Genomic DNA, 23,226 nt, shown 5'->3' with positions numbered 1-23,226 from the left:
TCGATACGGCCTTCGACAGATCAGCAAGCCATGTCCGATATTACGATCTACGAACTGGAAGCCGCGATCAATTTCTGGCGTACCCGCTCGCCTTCGAGCGGCGACGAACTCGTTCTGTGCAAGGAGGCAAGCGCGCTCTCCAAGCCGTATGCGCTGATGATTGTACAGCGTCAGACTGTGCTGAAGCAGGAAGGTTTGGACGAGAATGCCCGCGCCGCGTGGGATTCTTACGTGTCCATTAAAAATGGCCTAACGAAGTGAAGGTTTGGTCGCCTGATCACCTGCAAAAGGCTTTCACTTCGGGCTTTCATCTGTATTTTCGAGTGCGGTCCGCTTTCTTCGAATCGACCTGCTGCACATCACATCACATCCGCATTATTTCCCGCTGGCGATATCGTCGATAAAACGGGCAAGGCGAATGTCGCGCTCGGTGACGCCGTTGGCATCGTGTGTCGACAGCGTGATCTCGACGTTGCTGTAGACGTTGAACCACTCCGGATGATGGTCCATCTCCTGCGCCTTGATCGCGACGCGCGTCATGAAGCCGAATGCTTCGTTGAAGTCGGCGAACTTGAAGTGCCGCGTGATTGCGTCGCGGCCTTCGACGTTCTGCCAGCCGTTCAGTTGCGCGACCTGTGTCGCACGGTCATCGGAAGAAAGTTTCTGGATCGTCATCGTGTCACCTGTTGGGGCGTGCGCGTCGGGCGCAGCGCCCGCGTGCGGATTCGTTCTATTTTTTCACGGTTGAATGTGCGCTGCAGCGCGTCGCGTCAGACGTCGCCGTTCGTCGCCCAGCCTTCGCCCGTGCCGCGCGTGATGACGCGATCCGTCGCGCGTACTTCGCCCGCCGGAAGTGGTGTCGCGTCGACGAGTCTCGCCAGCAGCGGCGCGAAATCGGTGCGCGCGACGTCGAACAGCTGCGAGAAATCATCGATGACGAAGTAGGTCTTCTGGAACGTGTCGATCCTGTATTGCGTCTGCATCACGCGCTCGAGGTCGAACGCGATGCGATTCGGCGCGTCGCTCTGCTGGCTATGGAGCGTTTCGCCCTTGCTCGACACGATCCCCGCGCCATAGATCTTCACGCCGTTCGGACTCGCGGCATCGCGGATCAGGCCGAACTCGACCGTGTACCAGTAGAGGCGCGCGAGCAGCGGCAACGCGTTCGCATCGTGCGCGAAGAGGGCGGCGCGGCCGTACGCGTGCATGTAGTCGGCGAAAACGGGGTTGATCAGCAGCGGCACATGGCCGTACAGATCGTGAAAGCAATCGGGTTCCTGCAGATAGTCGAGCTGATCGGGGCGGCGCATCCACCAGGTGACGGGAAAGCGGCGGTTCGCCAGATGCTCGAAGAACACCTGATCCGGCACGAGGCCCGGCACGGCGACGATTCGCCAGCCGGTCGCGGGCAACAACTGCTCGTTGATTGCATCGAACGACGGCACGCTTTCCGGCGACAGATTCAGGCGCTCGACGCCTTCCAGAAACTCGTCGCAGACTCGCCCCTTGAGCAGCGCCGTCTGCCGCGTATAGAGCTGCTTCCATACCGCGTGATCGATCGCGCCGTAGCGATGCATCGGCTGGTCGATGGTGAAGTCTGCGCGGGTTTCGAGGCCGGCGTCGAATTGCGCCTTGAGTTTCGCGGTGTTCGGGACGGACATGGCTGCACCTGCTTAAGTCGCTTGAATTGGACCGCGCAAGTGTAGGGCGGGTCAGGCGCGAGAAGGGCGCAAGTTCGGCGTGATATCGGCGCTCGATGCGATAATCATGCATCGAACGACAAAAATATGCGGAGAATTAACATGGTAGAGCTCGATCACTTCGATCTTGCGCTTCTCGACGTGCTACAGCGCTTCGGGCGCGCGACGCACCAGCAACTCGGCGAACAGGTGCCGCTGTCGCCATCGCAGATCGGGCGGCGCTTGCAGCGGCTCGAGGCGATCGGCGTGGTCGACGGCTATCGCGTCGTGCTGCGGCCCGAAAAGCTCGGACTTGGCGTGACGGCATTCACGAGCCTGAAGCTGAAGCATCACGGCGATTCGATCATCGAGCAGTTCCAGCAACAGATCGACGTGTTGCCCGAGGTGCTGGAATGTCACGCCGTGGTCGGCGATGCGGATTATCTGCTGCGCATCGTGGCGCCGGATCTGAACGCGCTGTCGTCGTTCGTGATGAAAAAGCTGATGCGCGTGCCGGGCGTCGACAGCGTGCGCTCGAACATCGTGCTGACGACGTTCAAGCGCAACGGCCCGCTGCCGCTCGGTCATCTGGCGCCGGGTGCGCCCGCCGCCTGACGGGCGGGCCTTTCGGATCAGGCGGCCTTCAACGGCTCCTCATTCAGCATATCGACATACGCGACCGCGACGAGATCCGATTCCGGCACGCCGAGCTTCGCGAACATCGCGTGCGCTTCGGCCTCGCCGCCTTCTTCGTCGTCATCCTGCGCGAGCACGACTTCGAGCTCGACGAAATCGCCGAGACCATCCACCCGATCCAGATGAATCCGCGTGCGCCCGACGATATAGACGTGGCGCTCCTTCGTGACGATGCCGCGCGTCGTGAGCGCGGTGGCGAGCAGCGAGTGCATTGCCTCGGGGTTCGTCACCGGACTGCGCGTGTAGTACGACGCTTTCGGGCCGTCGCGGTCGTCGCGCTGATAGAAGATCAGCTCGGCGGGCGTGCCGTCGTCGAACTGGCGCAGCTTCAGACGGCCGCGCGGCACGTCATAGAAAAAGTCCTGCTGGCGGAAAATCAGCGGAGCGTCAGGCGAAAGGGCTGCGGCGCGCTCGCGAAGCTGCTCGAACTGCTGGGCGCGGGCTTTGATTTCGATGTTGCGTGCCATGTGAAGCTCCTGTCGGAAGGTGAGTGTGAACGGCTTCTGACGGCGGACCGCATGCCTCGATCAGCCGAGTGCCACCCGCCGATCGTCATAGGCCCGTCAGGGCCAAAAGGGATTTGAGGCCGGACTTGAAGCGCGATTTGAAGCGATTCCAGGAACAGCGGGAAAACGGCAAAGCGTCAATCTAGCAAAAAGCTCATGACGATGTAGTTAAAGGCCACGGTGCCTGAAGGGTGCTCAATGGGTGCACAAAGACGCTGAAAATGCCGCAGTGTCATGAGGTCGGCTGATATCGCGTGATGCGTCGTGTCACGTGCCTTCACTCGCTCGTGCTCTCAGGTCGACCACTGCTGTTCGATCAGCTTCAACGCGGCGGCGATCGCCGGCTCGTCCTTTTGCGCAGCGAGCGTGATGAACGTCAGTTCGGTGGGCACCGTCACGCCTTCGACGATCGTCAGCGCATGCGCATGCGCTTCGGCGAGCGCGGTCGAATCGCGCGCGAGCGTGAGCCCGACGCCCGATTTGACGAGATCGAGCATCGACGGTTCCTGGTCCACTTCGGCGACCTTGATCGGCTTGACGCCGGCCTCGGCGAAGCGGCGCGTGAGCAGCCGGTTGTGCGCGGACGCGGGCGGCGTCCAGATCCACGGCAGCGCGGCGAGCGCGCGCCAGTCGCGCGCGCCTTTCACGCGATCCTTCCAGCCGGCTGGCGCTAGCACGCGATACTGAAAGTGCGTCAGCGTGACGGCATGGAAGATCGCGGCGTCGCGCGCTTCATCGTCGGCGGGCTGGCCGATGTAATAGCCGACGTCCAGTTCGCCCGCCCGCACCTGATCACGCACCCAACCCGACATGCCGTGCCGCAACTGCGTTTCGATATGCGGCCACGTTTCGACGAGTTGCTTGAGGAAGCCGCCGAGCCGCAGAAACGCAGGGTCGAGTATCGTGCCGATGCGTAAGCGCCCGCGCACTTCCTGGCGCAGCGTGGCCGCTGCGCGTTCGACGTCGCCGGCGGCCGCGAGCGCGCGCTCCGCATGGGGCAGCAGCGCCTGTCCGTCGCGCGTGAGCGTGAGTCCATGAGACGTGCGCGTGAACAGCGCTACGCCGAGCGCAGCCTGCAGGTTCTTGATCTGCAGACTGACGGCCGGCTGAGTCAGATGCAGTTGCGCCGCGGCGCGCGTCAGATTTCCTTCCCGCGCGACCGTTGCGAATGCTCGCAGCAAGGTCAGGTCCATCCGCTGATATTAACGCGCCTTATATCGCAGTTGAGCATTACTCATTGGATTCACGGGGCGTTTGCCGATTAGGCTTGAATGATGACGTAAGGGGCCGCAAGCATTGCGCTGCAGCATCGACTATCTAAAGCACGACTTTCATGAGACCAGGAGACACCATGAGCGAGACCGATCAGACTAGGGCGCAAGCGCGCGCGCTGACGCATATGATCAACGGCCGTCCCATCGATGGCACGAGCCAGCGCTTCGGCGACGTGTTCAATCCGGCGACGGGCGACGTGACGTCGCGCGTGCCGCTCGCGAGCGTCGCCGAAGTGGACGCGGCCGTCGCCGCCGCTAAAGCCGCGTTTCCCGCATGGAGCGAAACGGCGCCGATCAAGCGTGCGCGCGTGCTCTTCAAGTTCAAGGAACTGCTCGACCGTCACCACGACGAGCTCGCCGAACTGATTACGCGCGAGCACGGCAAGGTGTTCTCCGATGCGAAGGGCGAAGTGATGCGCGGCATCGAGATCGTCGAGTTCGCGTGCGGCATTCCGAACCTGCTAAAGACCGACTTCACCGATCAGATCGGCGGTGGCATCGACAACTGGAATCTGCGTCAGCCGCTGGGCGTCGTTGCCGGCATCACGCCGTTCAATTTCCCGATGATGGTGCCGTGCTGGATGTTCCCCGTCGCGATCGCGTGCGGCAATACGTTCGTGCTGAAGCCGTCTGAACGCGATCCTTCTGCATCGAACCGCCTTGCCGAACTGCTGAAAGAAGCAGGCTTGCCGGACGGCGTATTCAACGTCGTGCATGGCGACAAGGTGGCCGTCGATGCGCTGCTTGCCCATCCCGACGTGAGCGCGCTGTCGTTTGTCGGCTCGACGCCGATTGCCGAATACATCTACACGGAAGGCACGAAACACGGCAAGCGTGTGCAGGCGCTGGGCGGCGCAAAGAATCATCTCGTCGTCATGCCGGATGCCGATCTCGATCAGGCGGTCGATGCGCTGATCGGCGCGGCCTATGGTTCGGCTGGCGAGCGGTGCATGGCGATTTCGGTGGCCGTCGCTGTCGGTCATATTGCCGATGAGCTGATCGGGAAGCTCACGCCGCGCGTGAAGTCGTTGAAGATCATGAACGGCATGGAAGCCGAAGCCGAGATGGGTCCGCTCGTCACGGCCGCGCATCGTCAGAAAGTGTCGGGTTATATCGATGCGGGTATAGAGGCAGGCGCGACACTCGTCGTCGATGGACGCGGTCATCAGGTGCTCGGTCACGAGAAGGGTTTCTTCCTCGGCGGCACGCTGTTCGACAACGTGAAGACCGACATGAAGATCTATCGCGAAGAGATCTTTGGTCCGGTGCTGTGCGTCGTGCGCGTGCCCGATTTCGCTTCCGCCGTCGAGCTGATCAACAAGAACGAGTTCGCGAACGGCGTGTCGTGCTTCACGTCGGATGGCGGCGTCGCGCGCGCGTTTTCGCGGCAGATTCAGATCGGCATGGTCGGCATCAATGTGCCGATTCCCGTGCCGATGGCGTGGCACTCGTTCGGCGGCTGGAAGAAGTCGCTGTTCGGCGATCACCATGCGTATGGCGAAGAAGGCGTGCGCTTCTATACGCGCTACAAGAGCGTGATGCAGCGCTGGCCGGACAGCATCGCGAAGGGCGCCGAGTTCACGATGCCCGTCGCGAAGTAAAGCGGCTTCAGTGCAATAGCAGAGCAAAGGCATTGTCCTCGTTCGAGGGCAATGCCACGCCGCACAGTAGAACAAGAAAGCAGCAGACACACCGAACGCCCAACCGCAATGAGACGCCATGCAACGTGGCCATGCGAAGGAGACAAGGGTGAGCACGACAGCAGAATCTCGCGCAACGAGCGCAACGAGTGCAAGAAAACTCGAAGGCGAGTTCGATTACATCATCATCGGCGCGGGCACGGCGGGCTGTGTGCTGGCCAATCGCCTGAGCGAAGATCCCGACGTCACAGTGCTGCTGCTCGAAGCAGGCGGCAAGGACGATTACCACTGGATTCATGTGCCCGTCGGCTACCTCTATTGCATCGGTAATCCGCGCACTGACTGGCTCTATAAGACGCGCGAGGAACCCGGACTCAACGGACGCGCGTTGTCGTATCCACGCGGCCGCGTATTGGGCGGCTGCTCGTCGATCAACGGCATGATCTACATGCGCGGCCAGCGCGAAGACTACGACGAATGGGCGCGTGTGACGAATGATGCGTCGTGGTCGTGGGATGCTGTGCTGCCTGTCTTCAAGCGCAGCGAAGATCATCACGGCGGTGCGAACGAATTTCACGGCGCGGGTGGTCAATGGCGCGTTGAAAAGCAGCGCCTCAAATGGAAGATCCTGGAGAAGTTCGCCGAAGCCGCGCAGGAAACGGGCATTCCCGCCACTGACGATTTCAATCGCGGTGACAACACGGGCGTCGGCTACTTCGATGTGAACCAGAAGCGCGGCATTCGCTGGAATGCGTCGAAGGCGTTTCTGCGCCCCGCGATGAAGCGGCCGAATCTCACCATCATCACGGGCGCGCACACGCAGCGCGTGGTGTTCGAAGGCAAGCGCTGCGTGGGTGTCGAATATCGCGGCGACAATGTCGAGTACTTCGCGAAGGCGCGCATCGAAGTCGTCATGAGTTCTGGCGCGGTGAACTCGCCGCAACTGCTCGAGCTGTCGGGCATCGGTGACGGCGCGCGTTTGCAGAACCTGGGCATCGAAGTCGTGAATGATCTGCGCGGCGTCGGCGAAAATCTTCAGGACCATTTGCAGTTGCGCATGTCCTACAAGGTGCACGGCGTGCGCACGTTGAACACGGCCTCGGCGCACTGGTGGGGCAAGATGATGATCGGCCTGCAATACCTGTTGATGCAGAGCGGGCCGATGTCAATGTCGCCATCGCAGCTCGGTGCGTTCGCGAAGTCCGATGTCGACGACAGATTGCTCACGCGCCCCGACCTCGAATATCACGTGCAGCCGCTTTCGCTCGACAAGTTCGGTGAGCCGCTGCATCGCTTCAATGCGTTCACGGCATCTGTGTGTCATTTGCGACCGACGTCGCGCGGCAGCATTCACATCGAGTCGCGCGATCCGCATGCGCCACCGTTGATCGCGCCGAATTATCTGTCGACGGATTACGACCGTCATGTGGCCGCCAATGCATTGCGCCTCACGCGCCGTATCGCGGCCGCGCCTGCGTTGAAGCGATACAGACCAGAAGAAATCTTGCCCGGCATCCAGTTTCAGACCGAGGAAGAATTGCAGATCGCCGCGGGCAATGTCGGCACGACCATCTTCCATCCTGTCGGCACCTGCCGCATGGGCACGGCCGATGACCCCGGTGCAGTAGTCGACAGCCGCTTGCGTGTGCTCGGTGTCGAAGGACTGCGCATCGTGGATGCATCCGTGATGCCGACCATCACATCGGGCAACACGAACTCACCGACATTGATGATCGCCGAGCGCGCGAGCGAGATGATTCGCGCCGACCGTCGCGCACGAAGAGACACTGTCACGACTGAAACGCATGCCGCGTCTACGATGTCCGTTGCATGACACGCAACGTTTAACGTTTCATTCGGCGAAGGTCGCATTAAACACTAAGTGCAAATCCCAATGATTGCGCTGCATCATTGGCGAGACAATGGCACCCATGCTGCGTGGTGCGGCATGGATGACCGTCCGCGTTGGTGCACCACGCCACGATTGGCACGGGGTGTCTTCGCCAATGAACAGTCGCGCCGAATCCTCGCGCGAAATAAAAAAGCGGTAGTGCTTCGCCTTACTTCGCATGGAAGGGAACATGATTCTCGGCGATACGATACTCGAAACGCGCGGGCTCACACGTGAGTTCAAGGGTTTTACCGCGGTCAACAGTGTGAACCTTCGCGTGAAGCGCGGTTCCATCCACGCGCTTATCGGGCCCAACGGTGCGGGCAAGACCACCTGCTTCAATCTGCTCACCAAATTTCTGGTGCCCACTGCGGGTCAGATCGTCTTTAACGGCGTCGACATCACGGGCGAGCGTCCGGCGCAAATCGCGCGCCGCGGCATCATCCGCTCATTCCAGATTTCTGCTGTATTTCCGCATCTGACGGCATTGCAGAATGTGCGCATCGGCTTGCAACGTCAGCTGGGCACGGCATTTCATTTCTGGAAGAGCGAGCGCACGTTGAGTCAACTCGATGACCGCGCAATCGATTTGCTGACGCAGGTCGGTCTGACCGATTTCGCCGATGTGCGCACCGTCGAACTGTCGTACGGCCGCAAGCGCGCGCTCGAAATCGCGACGACGCTTGCGATGGAACCTGAACTGATGCTGCTCGATGAACCGACGCAAGGCATGGGTCACGAAGACGTCGACCGCGTCACTGCGCTGATCAAAAAAGTATCGAGCGGTCGCACGATCCTGATGGTCGAACACAACATGAATGTGATTGCCGGCATCTCCGACACGATTACCGTCCTGCAACGCGGCGAGGTGCTCGCCGAAGGCACGTACGCGGAAGTCTCGAAGAATCCGCTCGTCATGCAAGCCTATATGGGCAGTGCGGACGCGGCGCTTGCCGGAGCGCATGCATGAGCACAGTGAGCGAACAGGAAAACTCGGCAGTCAGTGTGGTGAGCGGCGAACCGGCGCTGGAAATCGCCGGCTTGCAGGCGTGGTATGGCGAATCGCACATTTTGCACGGCGTCGATCTGACGGTGAGCCGCGGCGAAGTCGTCACGCTGCTCGGCCGCAACGGCGCGGGCCGCACCACGACGCTGCGCGCAATCATGGGCCTGACGGGGCGCCGCACGGGCTCGATCCGTGTCGGCGGACGCGAAACCATTTCGATGCCAACGCATCGAATTGCTCACTGCGGCGTCGGTTATTGCCCGGAAGAGCGCGGTATTTTTTCGAGCCTGTCGTGCGAAGAAAATCTGCTGCTGCCGCCACCCGTCGGCGACAAGTCGTTGATGATGTCGATCGACGAGATCTACCAGATGTTTCCCAATCTCCAGGAACGGAGGATGAGCCAGGGCACGCGTCTGTCGGGCGGCGAGCAACAGATGCTCGCTGTCGCGCGCATTCTGCGTACGGGCGCGAACCTGCTGTTGCTCGATGAAATCTCCGAGGGTCTTGCGCCTGTGATCGTGCAAGCCCTCGCCCGCATGATCGTGACGTTGAAAGCGCGCGGCTACACGATCGTCATGGTCGAACAGAACTTCCGCTTTGCGGCGCCGCTCGCCGATCGTTTCTATGTGATGGAGCATGGACGCATCGTCGAGCACTTCGAAGCCAAGGAGCTCGAAAGCAAAATGCCGGTGCTACACGATCTGCTCGGGGTGTAAGCACCTGATTGCCTCTGACAACCACAACGCAGAACGAAGGAGACAGTAATGAAAAGGAAGACACTCGCGCGACTCACGTCAATCTGTTTTGCGGCGGCAGCAAGCGTCGCATTGACGGCGGGCAGCGCGCGGGCTGCCGACGATGCAGTGAAGGTCGGCTTCATCACAGACATGTCGGGTCTTTATGCCGACATCGACGGGCAAGGCGGTCTGGAAGCGATTCGCATGGCAGTGGCGGATTTCGGCGGCAAGGTGAATGGCAAGCCGATCCAGGTCGTGTATGCGGACCACCAGAACAAGGCCGACATCGCTGCTTCGCGCGCGCGTGAATGGTTTGACCGCGATGGCGTCGATATGCTGGTCGGCGGCACGAACTCGGCGACGGGTCTGTCGATGAACCAGGTCGCGAGCGAGAAGCACAAGGTGTACATCAGCGTCGGCGCAGGCGCGGATACCCTCACGAACGAGCAGTGCACGCCGTACACGATTCACTATGCGTACGACACGACGGCGCTCGCGAAGGGCACCGGCTCGGCCGTGACGAAGCAGGGCGGCAAGACGTGGTACTTCCTGACGGCTGACTACGCGTTCGGCAAGGCGCTCGAAAAGGCGACCAGCGACGTCGTGAAGGCCAACGGCGGTCAGGTGGTCGGCGCGGTGCGTCACCCGCTGTCGGCATCGGACTTCTCATCGTTCCTGTTGCAGGCGCAATCATCCAAGGCGCAGATTCTCGGCCTCGCGAACGCGGGCGGCGATACGATCAACGCGATCAAGGCCGCGAAGGAATTCGGCATCACGAAGTCGATGAAGCTCGCCGCGCTGCTGATTTTCATCAACGATATCCACAGCCTCGGCCTCGAAACGACGCAGGGCCTCGTGCTGACGGACAGCTGGTACTGGAACAAGGACGCGACCACGCGCAAGTGGGCGCAACGCTACTTCGACAAGATGAAGAAGATGCCGTCGAGCCTGCAGGCCGCCGACTATTCGGCGACGATGACCTACCTGAAGGCGGTGCAGACGGTTGGTTCGACGGACGCCGACAAGGTGATGGCACAGCTGAAGAAGCAGAAGATCGACGACTTCTATGCAAAGGGCTACATCCGCCAGGACGGCAGCATGATCCACGACATGTACCTGATGCAGGTGAAGACTCCGGCCGAGTCGAAGGAGCCGTGGGATTACTACAAGATCGCCGCCACGATTCCGGGGGAACAGGCCTTTACGACGAAGCAGGAAACGCGCTGCGCACTGTGGAAATAAGCGGCGCCGAGGAGCGCCTGCCCGTCTCGTTCATGTAGACGAAGCAGGCGTCGATGTTTTGCGTGCTGGACGTGTCGGGCCGTATGTGCCTGACGCGTGCATGCCGCTTTCACTTTGACGACGGCTTCAATGGATATCTTTGGCATTCCGCTACCGGCGATGCTCAGCCAGCTGCTGCTCGGTCTCGTGAACGGTTCGTTCTACGCGATCCTGAGTCTGGGACTGGCCGTGATCTTCGGTCTTCTCAACGTGATCAATTTCGCGCACGGCGCGTTGTTCATGCTGGGTGCGATGCTCACGTGGATGGGCCTGTCGTATTTCAGTCTGCCGTACTGGGTGATGCTCGTCCTTGCGCCGCTGATCGTCGGGCTGTTCGGCGTGTTGATCGAACGCTCGATGCTGCGCTGGCTGTACAAGCTCGATCACCTCTACGGCCTTCTGCTCACGTTCGGTCTCACGCTGGTCGTCGAAGGCGTGTTCCGGTCGATCTACGGTTCATCGGGGCAGCCGTACGACGTGCCGTCGCTGCTTTCGGGCGCGACCAACCTCGGCTTCATGTTCCTGCCGAACTATCGCGCGTGGGTCGTGTTCGCATCGCTGGTCGTGTGTTTCGCAACATGGTTCGTGATCGAGAAGACGAGCCTCGGCGCGTACCTTCGCGCGGGCACGGAGAACCCGAAGCTCGTCGAGGCATTCGGCGTGAACGTGCCGGTGATGGTCACGCTGACGTATGGCTTCGGTGTCGCGCTGGCCGCGTTTGCGGGCGTGCTTGCCGCGCCCGTGATCCAGGTCTCGCCGCTGATGGGCCAGCCGATGATCATCACCGTGTTCGCCGTCGTCGTGATCGGCGGAATGGGCTCGATCATGGGTTCGATCCTCACGGGCCTGCTGCTCGGTGTGATCGAAGGGTTGACGCGTGTGTTCTATCCGGAAGCGTCCGCGACCGTGGTCTTCGTGATCATGGCGCTCGTGTTGCTCGTGCGTCCGGCGGGTCTCTTCGGCAAGGAAAAATGATGCAGAGAAAAGCGCTCTACAGTTTGCTGCTGATCGCGCTCATCGTTGCGCCGTTCGCCGGCGCATACCCCGTGTTCGTGATGAAGGTGCTGTGCTTTGCGCTGTTCGCGGCCGCATTCAATCTTCTGATTGGCTATACGGGCCTGCTGTCGTTCGGCCATGCGATGTTCCTGGCGACGGCCGGCTATATCACCGGTTACGCAATCCAGACGGTCGGCCTGTCGCCCGAGCTTGGCGTGATCGCGGGCACGGCGGCCGCGACGCTGCTGGGTTTGGTCGTCGGCCTGTTCGCGATTCGTCGTCAGGGCATTTACTTCGCGATGGTGACGCTCGCGCTCGCGCAGATGGTGTACTTCGTGTTCCTGCAAGCGCCGTTCACGCACGGCGAAGACGGCCTGCAAGGCGTGCCGCGCGGAAAGCTGTTCGGCGTGCTGAGCCTTTCGTCGGATCTGACGCTGTACTTCATCGTGCTCGTCGTGATGGTGCTGGCGTTTCTGCTGATCGTGCGCATCGTGCATTCGCCGTTCGGGCAGGTGCTGATCGCAATCAAGGAGAACGAGCCGCGTGCGATCTCGCTGGGCTACGACACCAATCGCTTCAAGCTGCTCGCGTTCGTTCTGTCGGCGGGTCTCGCGGGTCTTGCGGGGGCGCTGAAGGTGCTCGTGCTCGGCTTCGAAACGCTCGGCGACGCATACTGGACGATGTCAGGCCTCGTCGTGCTGATGACGCTGGTAGGCGGCATGGGCACGCTATTCGGGCCGCTGTTGGGCGCCGCGCTGATCGTCGCGCTCGAGGACCGGCTCGGCGATATCGGCGGCGCAATTGCGTCGGTGACGGGCGTCGACTGGTTTCATTCGCTCGGCGAGTCCGCGACGATCGTGATGGGCATCATCTTCATCCTCTGCGTGCTGGCGTTCAGGCGCGGCATCGTCGGCGAGATCGTTCAGCGCTTCAAACCGCTGCGGGCATGAGCGGTAGGTGAGGTTGATTCGGGATCCAGATCAATTGCATAAAGCGGCTGATCTGGGCTGAAACGAAGCGAAACCACAAGTACCCGCCCCAATTTTGTGCGGCAGTGCACCACTAGGGTAAATGCTAGTTGTCCGTGTAACGGTCCCCGTTTAATCTTCACACAGTTCTGGTGCACCGAATTTTGCAGGTGGAGAACGAGGAGACAATGAGGCACTCAGTGCCCATACAAAAGCGCTGTTGGATCTAGTCCAACAGCGCTTTTTACTTTCCCCATCCCAAATCGATCGCTTTAATAGCGCATGCGCGGCCCTCGCGCCGCATTGTAATTCCGGCGCTTTCACAGGCGTTCTCCGCAGCGTTTCTCCCAAAGATTCAAAGCCTTCAAACTGCTTGCCGCGCGTAGTATGCGTCCGCTACACTCGCCATTCGCTGACCATCGGGTCGGCATTTCAAAGTATTCGAATCAGCTCGAACATCGGGGCATAGAGGAGCGGAATGAAGTCGGCATTGCGTTGGATCGGCGCGGCACTGGTCGCGGCAGGCGTGTGCGCAACGTACAGCGGCGCGGCATGGGCGGACGTGAAAATCGGCATGACAGTGTCGGCAACGGGGCCGGCGGCCTCGCTCGGTATTCCGGAGAAGAACACCAGCGCGTTGCTGCCGAAAGAAATCGCGGGCCAGAAGATCGACTACATCGTGCTCGACGATGCAACCGATTCGACGCAGGCCGTCAAGAACGCCCGCAAGCTCACCAGTGAAGATCACGTCGACGCGCTGATCGGCTCGACCGTCGTGCCGAATTCGCTGGCGATGATCGACATCGTGAATGAAACGCAAACGCCGATGATCTCGATGGCTGCGGCCGCATCGATCGTCGAACCGATGGACGCAAAGCGCTCGTGGGTCTTCAAGACGCCGCAGAACGACATCCTGATGGCGACGGCCATTGCGCAGCACATGGCGAATCACGGCGTTAAGACGGTGGCCTTCATCGGCTTCGCGGATGCGTATGGCGAGAGCTGGTTCAAGGAATTCGGCAAGGCCGCCGACCTCGCGAAGATCAAGGTCGTCGCGAACGAACGTTTCGCGCGCAACGATGCATCGGTGACGGGCCAGGTGCTCAAGATGATGTCGCAGAACCCGGACGCCGTGCTGATCGCCGGCGCGGGCACACCGGCCGCTCTGCCGGAGAAGACGCTGCGCGAGCGCGGCTACAAGGGCAAGTACTATCAGACGCATGGCGTCGCGAACAACGATTTCCTGCGCGTATGCGGCAAGGACTGTGAAGGCACGTATCTGCCTTCGGGTCCGCTGCTCGTCGCCGATCAATTGCCCGATTCGAATCCTGTGAAAAAGGCATCGCTCGCGTACAAGCACGCTTATGAAAGCGCGAATGGCACTGGTTCGATTTCGACTTTCGGTGGCCATGCGTGGGACGCCGGTCTGCTGCTGCAACGTGCGATTCCCGTCGCGTTAAAAAAGGGCCAGCCGGGCACGCCGCAATTCCGTGAAGCACTTCGTGCCGCGCTCGAAAGCACAAAGGACATGCCGGGCTCGCACGGCATCTTCAACATGAGCGCGAGCGATCACGCGGGTCTCGATCAGCGGGCGCGCGTGATGGTGCAAATCGTCGACGGCAAATGGAAGCTTGCTTCCGATTGAGCGAGGCGAATTAACGAATTCGAATTCATTCAAAAAGACGCGGGCAGTTGACGCGTCTTTTTTATTGCACGTGAGGTGAATCGAATAGGGCAACGCAGCTTCACGCTGATCGACAGGGGAGACAACTAAAGCGGTAAAGCCTGGATTTGACGCAATTGCAACGAGCAGGGAAAACCATGCTTGGCAGGCTTATACCCGATAACTAGATTCAGTTACCCGGTTCTCGAACTAGATTACGACACGCATTTAAAGCGTTTGGAGACATGCAATGAAAACGACAAAGAAGTGGGTCCGTTCCGCGATTGCAATGGCGCTGGTTTGCGGCGCGACGGGAGCGATGGCGCAGGTGAAGATCGGCGTTACGCTATCGACGACGGGGCCGGCCGCATCGCTTGGCATCCCGGAGAAGAACACGATTGCGTTGCTGCCGAAGGAGATCGCAGGCAAGAGCGTGCAATACATCGTGCTCGACGACGCATCGGATACGAGCCGCGCAGTGCAGAACACGCGCAAGCTGATCGACGAGGACCACGTGGATGCGATCATCGGCTCGACGGTGACGCCGAATTCGCTTGCGATGCTCGACCCGATCTCCGAAGGCAAGACACCGATGATTTCGCTCGCGGCATCGGCTGCCATCATTTCGCCGATGGACGGCAAGCGCACATGGGCATTCAAGACGCCGCAAAACGATGGCTTGATGGCCGATGCAATCGCCGAGTACATGGAGAAGCGCGGTGTGAAGACGGTGGCGTTCATCGGCTTCGCGGACGCGTATGGCGAGAACTGGTACACGGTGTTCAGCCAGGCGGCGAATGCACGTCATCTGAAGCTCGTAGCTAACGAGCGCTATAACCGCACCGATGCATCGGTGACAGGGCAGGTGCTGAAGATCGTCGCATCGAATGCGGATGCCGTGCTGATCGCGGGTTCGGGCACGCCTTCGGCACTCCCGGCGAAGGCGCTGAAAGAGCGTGGCTACAAGGGCAAGATCTATCAGACGCACGGCGTCGCGAACAACGACTTCCTGCGCGTGTGCGGCAAGGACTGCGAAGGCGAATTGCTGCCCGCAGGCCCGATTCTCGTCGCGGATCAGCTGCCCGATTCGAATCCGGTGAAGAAGTCGTCGGAAGCGTACAAGAACGCCTACGAGAAGGCGTATGGCGCGGGCTCCGTCGCGACGTTCGGCGGCCATGCGTGGGACGCAGGCCAGATGCTCCAGCGCGCGATTCCCGAAGCGCTGAAGAAGGGCCAGCCGGGTACGGAAGCATTCCGTGTCGCGCTGCGCGACGCGCTCGAGAACGTCAAGGATCTGCCACTCGCACACGGCATCATGAACACGACCGCCACCGACCACAACGGTCTCGACAAGCGCGCACGCGTGATCGTCGAAATCTCCGATGGCAAGTGGAAACTTCAGAACGACTAAGAAGGCGCGCAACTCTTGCGACGCGTGGCAATGAGTCAGTAGGGCGTCTCTTAAGTCACGCGGCCATTTCTGGTCGATAACAATGGCAAGCTCTGCCGCGTCGTTTTCTCAGGCGCGGCAGTTGTTTTATGAAGTGCGGCTTTGCTTTGCGGCTGGTGGTCGTTCGGCCGGTTCTGACTGCAGTTCTCTCTGTTTCTCAGTTTCGATTTCGACGTTCCAGGACGAGGAAGTATGGATCTATCAATTGCGGCGATCCTCGCGCAGGACGGCATCACGACGGGGGCGATCTACGCATTGCTCGCGCTCGCGTTGGTGCTGGTGTTCTCCGTGACGCGCGCCATTTTCATCCCGCAAGGGGAGTTCGTTTCGTACGGTGCGCTGACGCTTGCCGCGTTGCAGACGCAGAAGTTTCCGGCGACCTGCTGGCTGCTGATGGCGATGGGGCTTGCATGTTTCGTCATCGAAGTGATCGGCATGGCTCGGCATGCGGAGCGGCGGCGTCACGCTGCACGTACGCTAGTGACGCTGGCCGGCAAGTATTTGCTGTTCCCTGTCGCTGTGTATGCGGTCACGCGCGGCGTGTTCATGCAGCCGCTGCCAATGATCGCGCAGATCGCATTGACGCTGCTGATCGTCGTGCCGATGGGGCCGTTCGTCTATCGCCTCGCATACGAGCCTGTCGCCGAAGCGACGACGCTCTTGCTGCTGATCGTGTCGGTGGCCGTGCATTTCGCGATGGTCGGCCTCGGGCTCGTGATGTTCGGCGCGGAAGGCTCCCGCACCAACGCGTTCACGGATGCGACGTTCAACATCGGCAGCATGTCGATCTCGGGGCAGAGCGTGTGGGTGGTCGGCGTGGCTGTCGTGCTGATCGGCGTGCTGTATGTGTACTTTGACCGCTCGATTTCGGGCAAGGCATTGCGCGCGACGTCGGTGAACCGGCTCGGCGCGCGGCTCGTCGGTATCGGCACGACGCAGGCCGGGCGGCTCGCGTTCACCCTTGCGGCGGGACTCGGCGTGCTGTGCGGAATTCTCGTCGCGCCGCTCACTACGATTTACTACGACTCGGGCTTCCTGATCGGTCTGAAGGGCTTTGTCGGGGCGATTATCGGCGGGCTGGTCAGTTATCCGCTGGCTGCGGCAGGTTCGATACTCGTCGGGTTGCTGGAGTCGTATTCGTCGTTCTGGGCAAGCTCGTACAAGGAAGTGATCGTGTTCACGCTGATCATTCCGGTGCTGCTCTGGCGGAGTCTCGCCAGCCCGCATGCGGAAGAAGAGGAGGAGTGACGCGATGAAACGCATCATGCAAAACAGGTTCTTCTGGCTGTTTCTGGTGGTGATGTTCGCATTGCCCGTGTTGCCGCAGCCGATCCGCGTGCCCGAGTACTGGGTGACGCTGCTCAACTACATCGGCCTTTACTCGATCGTCGCGATCGGTCTCGTGCTGCTGACGGGCATCGGCGGGATGACGAGCTTTGGGCAGGCGGCGTTCGTCGGTGTCGGCGCTTACACGACCGCGTATCTGACGACGCAATTCGGCGTCTCGCCGTGGCTTGCGCTGATCGTCGGCGTCGTTCTGACAGCTTTGATCGCGTTGCTGCTCGGGGCAGTGACGATGCGGCTGTCGGGGCATTTTCTGCCGCTCGGGACGATCGCGTGGGGCCTCGCGCTGTTCTTCCTGTTCGGCAACATGGAGATGCTCGGCAAATATGACGGGATCAACGGGATTCCGGTGCTGAACGTGCTCGGCATCAACCTCGAATCCGGCCGGCATATCTATTACCTGATCTGGATCGTCGTGCTCGGCGCGGTGGTGTCCGTTCAGAATCTGCTTAATAGCCGTCCGGGGCGGGCGATCCGTGCGCTACGCGGCGGCGGGCTGATGGCGGAGGCGATGGGCGTCAATACCGCATGGATGCGCGTCGTGATCTTCGTCTATGCGGCGGTGCTGGCGGCGGTTTCAGGCTTTCTGTACGCGCATTTGCAGCGCGCGGTGAACCCGACACCCTTCGGTCTCAACCACGGCATCGAGTTCCTGTTCATGGCGGTGGTAGGCGGCGTCGCGCACGTCTGGGGAGCGGTGCTGGGCGCGGCCATTCTGACCGTCCTGCAGGATTATCTGCAGACGCTGCTGCCCAAACTGCTCGGCGAGAACGGCAATTTCGAAATCATTGTCTTCGGCATTTTGATGGTCTTGCTGCTTCAGTACGCTCGCCGGGGCGTGTGGCCGTTCGTCGCGCGGATCTTTCCTCGCGGCCCGCACGCGCACGTACCCGATCACGCGGATGCGTTGCCGCAGCGCAGCAAGCCGGTGGCGGGCGAAGCGCTGCTCGTGGTCGAAAAGGCACGCAAGCAGTTCGGTGGTCTGGTCGCCGTGAACGACGTCAGCTTTGATGTGAAGGCGGGGCAGATCATCGGTCTGATCGGCCCGAATGGCGCGGGCAAGTCGACGACGTTCAATCTGGTCACGGGCGTGCTGCAAGCGACGAGCGGTGCGATCACGTTCCGCGGCGAACGTATCGACAAGCTGAATTCACGCGAAATCGTCAAACGTGGCATCGGACGGACGTTTCAGCACGTGAAGCTGCTGCCGGGCATGACCGTGTTGGAAAACGTCGCGATAGGTGCGCATCTGCGCGGGCATGCCGGCGTCTGGCGCAGCGTCGCCCGCCTGAACGCTGCGGAGGAAGCGCGTCTGATGGCGGAAGCCGCCCGGCAGATCCGGCGCGTCGGTCTGGAAGAGCATATGTACGACGAAGCGGGCAGTCTCGCCCTCGGCAAACAGCGGATCCTCGAAATTGCGAGGGCGCTCTGCTGCGACCCGACGCTTTTATTGCTCGATGAACCTGCGGCGGGCCTGCGTTACCAGGAAAAGCAACAACTGACGACGTTGCTGCGCAAGCTGCGCGAGGAGGGTATGAGCGTGCTGCTTGTCGAGCACGATATGGACTTCGTGATGAATCTCACTGATCGTTTGGTCGTGATGGAGTTTGGGACGCGGATCGCGGAAGGGCTTCCGCAAGATGTGCAGAACGATCCGGCTGTGCTGGAAGCCTATCTGGGCGGGGTGGAGTGATGAGGAACGAAACGACGAACCAAGCCTCGGCACAGCCGATTCTCGAAGTGAACAGCCTGTCCGTCCGCTATGGGAAGGTCGAAGCGCTGCACAACGCGAGGATTGCCGTGCGTCCCGGTCAGATCGTTACGGTAATCGGTCCGAACGGCGCGGGAAAGTCGACGCTGCTCAACGCGATCATGGGTGCGCTGCCGCAGACAGGACACGCAAAGGGCGCAATCACGTATCTTGGCGAAGACGTGAGCGCCGTACCCGTCGAGAAGCGGGTGGCGCGCGGCATGTGTCTCGTGCCGGAAAAGCGCGAGTTATTCGCGACGATGACAGTCGAGGACAATCTGGTGCTTGGCGCGTATCGTCGCAAGCGCGCAGGCGATCGAAGCTATCTGGATCAGCTTGAACCGGTGTTCGAACTTTTCCCACGCTTGAAAGAACGCCGCAAGCAGGCGGCGGGAACGCTGTCCGGCGGCGAGCGGCAGATGCTGGCTGTCGGCCGCGCGCTGATGGGTAAGCCGGACTTGTTGATGCTCGACGAGCCGAGCCTCGGTTTGGCGCCGCTGATCGTGAAGGAGATTTTCCACATTATCAGCGCGTTGCGGCAAACGGGCGTTGCGACGCTTCTGATCGAGCAAAACGCACGCGCCGCACTGCAAATTTCGGACTATGGCTACGTGCTGGAAACCGGCGAACTGGCTCTGGAAGGCGAGGCCGAGGCGCTGGCGCAAAATCCACGCGTGATCGAAACGTATCTGGGGCTTACGAAAAAGGTAGCGTAGCCAAAGGAATTTTTGGCGGTTTGGCTGTCAAACGAGCGGCGTGTTTCACGTGAAACACGCCGTTTTTTATTCCTATGCCCACCGGACGAAATTCGTGTCAAAAGCGAAACCGCTATAATTTCGCCCATATATTTTTTTCTTGAAGGCTCACGGCGGGTCCGGCGTGAGATCTGCGATGCTTTATCCCACAGAGTTTGACGTAATCGTCGTTGGCGGCGGTCATGCCGGCACGGAAGCCGCTTTGGCGTCCGCACGCATGGGCAATAAGACGCTCCTGCTGACGCACAACATCGAGACCCTCGGTCAAATGAGCTGCAATCCGTCGATCGGCGGTATTGGCAAGGGCCATTTGGTGAAAGAGGTCGACGCACTCGGCGGCGCGATGGCGGCTGCAACCGACGAAGGCGGCATTCAGTTCCGCATTCTTAACTCATCGAAAGGTCCGGCAGTCCGGGCGACTCGTGCACAGGCTGATCGCGTGCTTTATAAGGCGGCGATCCGTCGGCGGCTCGAAAATCAGCCGAATCTTTGGCTTTTCCAGCAATCGGTCGACGATCTGATGGTCGAAGGCGATCGCGTCGTGGGAGCGGTAACTCAGGTTGGCGTCCGCTTCCGCTCGCGTGCAGTGGTGTTGACGGCCGGCACCTTCCTCGATGGGAAGATTCACGTCGGACTCAATAACTATACGGGTGGACGGGCAGGCGATCCTGCCGCGGTGTCGCTGTCGGCGCGCCTGAAAGAGCTGAAACTGCCGCAAGGCCGCCTCAAGACTGGCACGCCGCCGCGCATCGACGGGCGCACGATCGATTTTTCGAAGCTTGAAGAGCAGCCCGGCGATCTCGATCCGATTCCCGTTTTCTCTTTCCTCGGGCGCGTCGAGCAGCACCCGCGCCAAGTGCCCTGCTGGGTCACGCATACGAACGCGCAGACCCACGACATCATCCGCAGCGGTTTAGACCGCTCGCCGATGTACACCGGCGTGATCGAAGGCGTCGGGCCGCGCTACTGTCCGTCGATTGAGGACAAGATTCATCGGTTTGCATCGAAGGAATCGCATCAGATCTTCCTGGAACCGGAAGGGCTGACTACCAACGAGTTCTATCCGAATGGCATCTCGACGAGCCTCCCGTTCGATGTCCAACTCGAGCTGGTTCGCTCGATGGTCGGCTTGGAGCACGCACACATTCTTCGTCCCGGCTATGCGATCGAATACGACTACTTTGATCCGCGTGGACTGAAGGCGTCGCTGGAAACGAAGGTAATCAACGGCCTGTTCTTCGCCGGCCAGATCAACGGAACGACGGGCTACGAGGAAGCGGCTGCGCAAGGGCTGCTGGCGGGCATCAACGCCGGGTTGTACGTCCAAGGCAGAGAAGCGTGGACGCCGCGCCGCGATCAGGCTTATCTGGGCGTGTTGGTCGACGATCTCGTAACGCGCGGTGTGTCCGAGCCGTATCGAATGTTCACAAGCCGTGCGGAGTACCGCTTGAGCCTGCGTGAAGACAACGCGGACATGCGCCTGACGGAGATCGGGCGCGAGTTGGGCGTCGTGGATGACGTCCGCTGGGACGCTTTCCGCCGCAAGCGCGACGCTGTTTCACGTGAAACAGAGCGTCTGCGGACAACCTGGGTCAACCCGAAGACGCTTTCGTCTGAGGAAGCGACCGCGCTGCTCGGCAAGCCGATCGATCATGAATACAGCCTCGCCGACCTGTTGCGTCGCCCGGGTGTCTCGTACGACGGCGTTTGCGGTCTGCGGGAAGGCAACTGCGGCCCGGCCGAGCCACTCGCCGACGACGAGGTGCTGCTCGCGCAGATCAAGGAACAGATCGAGATCGGCGTCAAATATCAGGGCTACATCGAGCGGCAGGCCGGTGAGATCGAGCGAAACGAAGCGCAGGAGAACACGAGACTGCCAGAGAACCTCGATTACGCCGAAGTTCGGGGGCTGTCGTTCGAAGTGCGTCAGAAGCTCATGCAGTTCCGCCCTGAAACCATTGGCCAGGCGTCGCGTATTTCGGGGGTTACGCCGGCCGCAATTTCGCTGCTGATGGTCCATCTTAAGCGTGGCCTCGGCCGCCGTTCGCAAAAACCCGCCGACGCTGGCACCGACAGCACGCCGGTGGCTCAATGACGGCGCGTCCCGATGCAGTGGCCGGCCGCGACGCGCTCGCCGGCCTGCTGGAAGAAGGTGCGCGTGAACTGGGCATCGACCTGAGCGCGGATCAGAAGAGCAAACTGCTCGATTACGTCGCGCTCCTTGGAAAGTGGAATGCCGTCTACAACCTGACGGCAATCCGCGATCCGCGGCAGATGCTGATTCAGCACATCCTTGATTCCCTCTCGATCGTCCCGCATCTCGCCAGCCTTGGGCCGTCGTCGGTACTGGATGTCGGCTCGGGTGGCGGCTTGCCCGGCATTGTGCTGGCTATCGTCTTTCCCGGTTGGTCGATCACCGTCAACGATATCGTCCAGAAGAAGTCGGCCTTCCAGTCACAGGCAAAGGCCGAGTTGGGCCTCGCGAACCTGTCGGTTGTGACGGGGCGGGTCGAAAGCCTGAGGCCCGGCGTCGAAGTTCCGGGAAAATTTGATGTGATCGTCTCGCGCGCGTTCGCAGACCTCGCGGATTTCGTTACACTGGCCCGTCACCTCGTCGCCGACAAGGGAGCCATCTGGGCGATGAAGGGCGTGCGACCCGACGGAGAAATCGAGGGTTTGCCTGAGGGCGCGCACGTCAAGCAGGTGATCCGTCTCAAAGTGCCATCGCTGGATGCCGAACGGCATCTGGTCGAAGTCGCCGTAGGCTGATGATCAATTCGAAATCTCACTAAACAGGCTGCAAAGGGACACTAAAAAGATGGCAAAAATCTTCTGCGTTGCGAACCAGAAGGGTGGAGTCGGCAAAACGACGACCGCGGTCAATCTCGCCGCGAGCCTCGCATCGCAGGGACAGCGGGTCCTGCTCATCGATCTCGATCCGCAAGGCAACGCCACCATGGGTAGCGGCGTCGACAAGGCCGCGTGCGAGAACACGGTTTATGAAGTGCTCGTCGACGGCGTGTCGGTCGCCGATGCGCGCGTGAAGTCGGAAGCCGTTTCGTACGATGTACTGCCTGCCAATCGCGAACTGGCGGGCGCCGAAGTCGAACTCGTCGGCATGGAGCATCGCGAGCACCAGCTCAGAGAGGCGCTGGCGCACGTGGTGGCGGAGTACGACTTCGTCCTGATCGATTGCCCTCCCGCGCTGTCGCTGTTGACGCTGAACGGCCTGTGCGCCGCGCACGGCGTCGTGATTCCGATGCAATGCGAATATTTTGCGCTCGAGGGCCTGTCGGATCTCGTCAATACCATCAAGCAGGTTCACGCGAACCTGAACCGTGACCTGAAGGTAATCGGCTTGTTGCGCGTGATGTTCGATCCGCGTATCACGCTGCAGCAGCAGGTATCGGAACAACTGAAAGAGCACTTTGGCGACAAGGTGTTCGACGCCGTCATTCCGCGGAACGTACGACTTGCCGAGGCGCCGAGTTACGGCTTGCCGGGCGTCGTGTTCGACCGTGCGTCGCGCGGCGCGCAGGCTTATGTGCAGTTCGGCGCGGAAATGATCGAACGGGTGCGTGCGCTATGAC

At 60.9% G+C, this 23,226-nt stretch carries 22 protein-coding genes; 17 read left to right on the top strand and 5 right to left on the bottom strand.

The genetic code is table 11. The features are described 5' to 3' along the window. Positions 1 to 30: 30 nt before the first annotated feature. Entirely contained in the window at positions 31 to 261 is a 231-nt protein-coding gene (locus tag BMW76_RS26645) for a DUF3717 domain-containing protein (protein ID WP_090870664.1), read from the top strand. Between the two features lie 114 nt (positions 262 to 375). Here BMW76_RS26645 and BMW76_RS26640 read toward each other — a convergent pair whose 3' ends face one another. Then, positions 376 to 675, bottom strand: a complete 300-nt coding sequence (locus BMW76_RS26640) for a 4a-hydroxytetrahydrobiopterin dehydratase (protein ID WP_090870662.1) — start codon at positions 673 to 675, stop codon at positions 376 to 378. A gap of 95 nt (positions 676 to 770) precedes the next feature. Further along, positions 771 to 1,661, bottom strand: coding sequence for a phenylalanine 4-monooxygenase (phhA, locus tag BMW76_RS26635; RefSeq protein ID WP_090870660.1), 891 nt, complete (start codon positions 1,659 to 1,661; stop codon positions 771 to 773). 141 nt (positions 1,662 to 1,802) lie between these two features. Here phhA and BMW76_RS26630 point away from each other — a divergent pair, with 141 nt between their 5' ends. Then, positions 1,803 to 2,294, top strand: a complete 492-nt coding sequence (locus BMW76_RS26630) for an Lrp/AsnC family transcriptional regulator (RefSeq protein WP_087738562.1) — start codon at positions 1,803 to 1,805, stop codon at positions 2,292 to 2,294. A gap of 17 nt (positions 2,295 to 2,311) precedes the next feature. On the opposite strand, the gene BMW76_RS26625 is transcribed toward BMW76_RS26630, so the two are convergent. Both BMW76_RS26625 and BMW76_RS26620 read right to left on the bottom strand, forming a co-directional pair. Beyond that, on the bottom strand, positions 2,312 to 2,842 hold the full coding sequence (locus BMW76_RS26625; protein ID WP_090870657.1) for a class IV adenylate cyclase: 531 nt from the start codon (positions 2,840 to 2,842) through the stop codon (positions 2,312 to 2,314). Positions 2,843 to 3,174: 332 nt separating this feature from the next. Then, positions 3,175 to 4,074, bottom strand: coding sequence for a LysR family transcriptional regulator (locus BMW76_RS26620; protein WP_090870655.1), 900 nt, complete (start codon positions 4,072 to 4,074; stop codon positions 3,175 to 3,177). 158 nt (positions 4,075 to 4,232) lie between these two features. Here BMW76_RS26620 and BMW76_RS26615 point away from each other — a divergent pair, with 158 nt between their 5' ends. Further along, positions 4,233 to 5,756 carry a CoA-acylating methylmalonate-semialdehyde dehydrogenase gene (locus tag BMW76_RS26615; RefSeq protein ID WP_090870653.1) on the top strand — a complete coding sequence of 508 codons (1,524 nt, stop codon included), beginning with the start codon at positions 4,233 to 4,235 and terminating at the stop codon, positions 5,754 to 5,756. A 148-nt stretch (positions 5,757 to 5,904) separates the two neighbouring features. Continuing rightward, positions 5,905 to 7,629 (top strand): GMC family oxidoreductase, encoded by a 1,725-nt coding sequence (locus BMW76_RS26610; protein WP_090870651.1) that lies wholly within the window; start codon positions 5,905 to 5,907, stop codon positions 7,627 to 7,629. Positions 7,630 to 7,647: 18 nt separating this feature from the next. Here BMW76_RS26610 and BMW76_RS40525 read toward each other — a convergent pair whose 3' ends face one another. After that, entirely contained in the window at positions 7,648 to 7,878 is a 231-nt protein-coding gene (locus BMW76_RS40525) for a hypothetical protein (RefSeq protein WP_143062332.1), read from the bottom strand. Here BMW76_RS40525 and BMW76_RS26605 point away from each other — a divergent pair. The 13 genes from BMW76_RS26605 to BMW76_RS26545 all read left to right on the top strand — a co-directional run bounded on the left by BMW76_RS26605 (position 7,877) and on the right by BMW76_RS26545 (position 23,225). After that, the gene (locus BMW76_RS26605) at positions 7,877 to 8,656 is read left to right on the top strand and encodes an ABC transporter ATP-binding protein (protein WP_090870649.1); all 780 of its coding nucleotides are present in this window, start codon (positions 7,877 to 7,879) and stop codon (positions 8,654 to 8,656) included. The genes BMW76_RS40525 and BMW76_RS26605 overlap by 2 nt on opposite strands. After that, complete coding sequence (locus BMW76_RS26600) at positions 8,653 to 9,408, top strand: ABC transporter ATP-binding protein (RefSeq protein WP_090870647.1); 756 nt, start codon at positions 8,653 to 8,655, stop codon at positions 9,406 to 9,408. The genes BMW76_RS26605 and BMW76_RS26600 overlap by 4 nt, the downstream gene beginning before the upstream one ends. A 48-nt stretch (positions 9,409 to 9,456) precedes the next feature. Further along, positions 9,457 to 10,671: an ABC transporter substrate-binding protein gene (locus BMW76_RS26595; protein WP_090870646.1), complete on the top strand. Its 1,215-nt coding sequence runs from the start codon at positions 9,457 to 9,459 to the stop codon at positions 10,669 to 10,671. Between the two features lie 129 nt (positions 10,672 to 10,800). Next, positions 10,801 to 11,685, top strand: a complete 885-nt coding sequence (locus BMW76_RS26590; protein ID WP_090870644.1) for a branched-chain amino acid ABC transporter permease — start codon at positions 10,801 to 10,803, stop codon at positions 11,683 to 11,685. Further along, the gene (locus BMW76_RS26585) at positions 11,685 to 12,656 is read left to right on the top strand and encodes a branched-chain amino acid ABC transporter permease (protein ID WP_177200509.1); all 972 of its coding nucleotides are present in this window, start codon (positions 11,685 to 11,687) and stop codon (positions 12,654 to 12,656) included. The genes BMW76_RS26590 and BMW76_RS26585 overlap by 1 nt, the downstream gene beginning before the upstream one ends. 496 nt (positions 12,657 to 13,152) lie before the next feature. Then, on the top strand, positions 13,153 to 14,319 hold the full coding sequence (locus BMW76_RS26580; RefSeq protein WP_090870640.1) for an ABC transporter substrate-binding protein: 1,167 nt from the start codon (positions 13,153 to 13,155) through the stop codon (positions 14,317 to 14,319). Between the two features lie 268 nt (positions 14,320 to 14,587). After that, positions 14,588 to 15,748 (top strand): ABC transporter substrate-binding protein, encoded by a 1,161-nt coding sequence (locus BMW76_RS26575; protein ID WP_090870639.1) that lies wholly within the window; start codon positions 14,588 to 14,590, stop codon positions 15,746 to 15,748. Between the two features lie 231 nt (positions 15,749 to 15,979). After that, positions 15,980 to 17,035, top strand: a complete 1,056-nt coding sequence (locus tag BMW76_RS26570) for a branched-chain amino acid ABC transporter permease (RefSeq protein WP_090870637.1) — start codon at positions 15,980 to 15,982, stop codon at positions 17,033 to 17,035. Between the two features lie 4 nt (positions 17,036 to 17,039). Then, on the top strand, positions 17,040 to 18,824 hold the full coding sequence (locus BMW76_RS26565; RefSeq protein ID WP_090870635.1) for a branched-chain amino acid ABC transporter ATP-binding protein/permease: 1,785 nt from the start codon (positions 17,040 to 17,042) through the stop codon (positions 18,822 to 18,824). Then, on the top strand, positions 18,824 to 19,597 hold the full coding sequence (locus tag BMW76_RS26560) for an ABC transporter ATP-binding protein (protein ID WP_090870633.1): 774 nt from the start codon (positions 18,824 to 18,826) through the stop codon (positions 19,595 to 19,597). Before BMW76_RS26565 ends, BMW76_RS26560 begins: the two co-directional genes overlap by 1 nt. Positions 19,598 to 19,772: 175 nt before the next feature. Beyond that, positions 19,773 to 21,731: a tRNA uridine-5-carboxymethylaminomethyl(34) synthesis enzyme MnmG gene (mnmG, locus tag BMW76_RS26555; RefSeq protein WP_090870631.1), complete on the top strand. Its 1,959-nt coding sequence runs from the start codon at positions 19,773 to 19,775 to the stop codon at positions 21,729 to 21,731. Further along, positions 21,728 to 22,405: a 16S rRNA (guanine(527)-N(7))-methyltransferase RsmG gene (gene rsmG / locus BMW76_RS26550; RefSeq protein WP_090870629.1), complete on the top strand. Its 678-nt coding sequence runs from the start codon at positions 21,728 to 21,730 to the stop codon at positions 22,403 to 22,405. Before mnmG ends, rsmG begins: the two co-directional genes overlap by 4 nt. 49 nt (positions 22,406 to 22,454) lie before the next feature. After that, positions 22,455 to 23,225: a ParA family protein gene (locus tag BMW76_RS26545; protein ID WP_090870627.1), complete on the top strand. Its 771-nt coding sequence runs from the start codon at positions 22,455 to 22,457 to the stop codon at positions 23,223 to 23,225. The last annotated feature ends 1 nt before the right edge of the window (position 23,226 follow it).

Origin of the sequence: Paraburkholderia diazotrophica (assembly GCF_900108945.1) — a bacterium.
GTDB lineage: Bacteria > Pseudomonadota > Gammaproteobacteria > Burkholderiales > Burkholderiaceae > Paraburkholderia > Paraburkholderia diazotrophica.
Note: the sequence above shows the minus strand (reverse complement) of the source record. Positions and strands in the feature narration are given on the sequence as shown.